This window comes from Vibrio sp. 10N.222.48.A3 (assembly GCF_041475345.1).
Lineage (GTDB): Bacteria > Pseudomonadota > Gammaproteobacteria > Enterobacterales > Vibrionaceae > Vibrio > Vibrio tasmaniensis_A.
Genome location: NZ_JBFRVX010000957.1, coordinates 1 through 1,935, shown reverse-complemented (window position 1 = coordinate 1,935; position 1,935 = coordinate 1). Strand labels below are relative to the sequence as shown.

General features: G+C 42.8%; 2 protein-coding genes. Both read left to right on the top strand.

Annotated features, from left to right (window positions below; all coding sequences use genetic code 11):
- Positions 1-1,699, top strand: a 1,699-nt coding sequence (locus tag AB4653_RS22345; RefSeq protein ID WP_372105371.1) for a replication endonuclease, incomplete at its 5' end; no start/stop codon positions are given.
- Positions 1,700-1,711: 12 nt separating this feature from the next.
- Positions 1,712-1,935: hypothetical protein (locus tag AB4653_RS22340; RefSeq protein ID WP_372105370.1), on the top strand; the 224-nt coding region annotated here is incomplete at its 3' end.

Below are 1,935 nucleotides of genomic sequence, written 5' to 3'. Positions count from 1 at the left end.
AGTTAAACACGCACTCAAGTACTCTCCATTTATTGAAGATAAATACACTTTTGTTGATGAGCGAAGCAATGCACCAGAAAGACAGCGTTTGCATAGTAGTGCGCGCAGTTCAGTAGAGCTAAATCATCGTGTTTTGATGTGTGATGAAGCATTAGAGCATTTAGCTACAAACCTTACTGAAATGTTCACACGCTTGATTCAAATGACTGAGATTGAAGACAATGAGTCGAGTTATGTCGATGCGCTTGAAAAAGTGTTTTATGGCATTCGTGAAGATATGAAGCGTTTCTATATCAAAGCTCCACAAATTAAAAAGAAACATGAAACCATAGAGGACGCAGAGCGCGAATTAGAACGTGCTATTCGCCGTTGTCTGGATGTGAGTTATCTAGTCCGCAAGTTTAAGTTCTTACGTACTCAATATATAGAGTATTCACAAATTGCTTTGAGTCGCGTTGGCGGTAACAAAGGTCAACGTAAGTATGTATCGAGTCGTTCTTATGCCCGTTGGGAAAAGAAGCAAATCGAAGCAGAGCAATTTGTAAAGTCTATGTCTGTGTTGAACGATGAGACAGGTCAAGCGTTTGATTTATCGGAAGTGGTTAAACGAACTACGGCAAACCCAGAAAACCGCCGCATTGAATTGGTGGTTCGTAGCCGTGGAGATGAAGAGCGTGCAATTGAAATGGGATATGAAGGCGTTTTTGTTAACTGGACATTGCCAAGTAAATACCATCGTAATTCATCTAAATGGAACGGCTGCACACCCAAAGAGGCCCATGAAGTAATGATGGCTAAATGGCGATGTGCACGAGCTTGGTTTAAAAAACCAAAGATTGATATTCAATGGTTTGGGCTTCGTGTCGCTGAACCTCACAAGGACGGTACGCCTCATGCTCATATGTTTTTGTATGTACACCCAAGGCAAAAGCAAGACCTGATAGACATCATTGAGGGTATTGCTATTGATGAAGATAAAAGCGAACTCATCATAAACGGTAAGCTTGATAAAACTCCTCGTATAACGATTAAAGATTGTGACCCGTCACAAGGTACGGCTACGGGTTACATCATCAAGTACATTTCCAAGAACATTAATGGTGCACATATGCCAGAAGGTGATGCGAAACAAACGGCACTTTCTGCGACAGCATGGGCGCGTATACACAGAATTAAGCAATTCTCTCAATCTGGCTCTCCTTCTGTCGGGCTCTGGCGACAATTACGCAGAGCTAATCCAACGGAAACTGCTTTCGATGAAGAGTTAGAACAGCTTCGAGATCATGCTGATAATTCCCGCTGGAAAGGTTTTTGCGAATTGGGCTTCAAAGCCAAGCTGGCTTATGAAGATAAATTCAACCAGTACGGTGATACGGTAAAGCGCGTCATTGGAATCAATTGGCTTGGTAAGGTCATCGCAACATGTAGCGAGCAATTTAGTTTGGTGAAAACTAAAGACGTAAAGCGTCGTGCTCTTGATCTTAAAAAGGGCGGCGCCCTTCCTTGGAGCACTGAAAATAAGTGTAACCAGAAAGAGAAAATACCGATTTCGCCACTTGAGCAAGCATTGATGGACGTGACCGGATGGGGCGTTAAAGGGGTTCAATGCTTGCTGCGGCCATTGTCGCTTGGTGCTACTGTACCAATAGACAAACACATGTCCTTAAAACTTAGAAACGGACGGTTAGCCACAATATAAAAAGAGGCATATATGAGTTATTGGTTTGGTATTGGCTCATCAAAAGTGGAGCTTGTGGGAAGCTTTGAAACATTAGAACAAGCACAACGCGCTTATGAATCAGAACCCGAAGCAACGGTAGGCATATTTAATGCCTCCACTGAAAGTTACGCGTTAATTATGCTAGAGAAACTCAAACCCAAACCGATAGTTAGCTCTCTGCCTTTGAGAATGCGCCAAGCATACCTACTCGGCAA